At 45.7% G+C, this 523-nt stretch carries 1 protein-coding gene; it reads left to right on the plus strand.

The window, feature by feature from the left end; translation table 11 throughout:
* On the plus strand, window positions 1–487 hold a 487-nt coding region (locus CWB99_RS23575), incomplete at its 5' end, for an integrase core domain-containing protein (RefSeq protein WP_138551231.1).
* Window positions 488–523: the final 36 nt, after the last annotated feature.

Consider the following 523-nt stretch of genomic DNA (forward strand, 5'->3'; position numbering starts at 1 on the left):
ATTAGTGCGTGAAAATGCGCTTCATAGCGGTGTGGTTTTACACTCAGACAACGGTGCACCGATGAAATCGCAAACTATGCGTGTGAAAGCACAAGAGTTGGGGGTGACAACGTCATATAACAGGCCACGAGTCAGCAACGACAATCCATTTGCAGAATCCTTGTTCAGAACTTGCAAATACAGACCCGACTGGCCTTCATCAGGCTTTAAAAGTCTCGAAGAAGCCAGGGCGTGGGTACTTAAATTTACTCGTTGGTACAACTATGAGCATAAGCACAGTAAGTTGCGATTTGTTACACCACATCAGCGACATACGGGACAGGATAAAGAGATACTGGTGCAACGAAAAGAACGAATGGAAATAGCAAAAGCAGCCAATCCGGGTCGATGGGGAACACGTGCTGTGCGAAATTGCAGTCCAGTCGGACCTACAACGCTTAACCCGGAAAAACAGCACACGGGTGAGGTAAAAAAACAAGCTGCTTAAAACAGTAAATGATGACAACTAACTTGAAAAACACCG

The sequence above is a fragment of the Pseudoalteromonas rubra genome, assembly GCF_005887095.1.
Taxonomy (GTDB): Bacteria; Pseudomonadota; Gammaproteobacteria; order Enterobacterales; family Alteromonadaceae; genus Pseudoalteromonas; species Pseudoalteromonas rubra_E.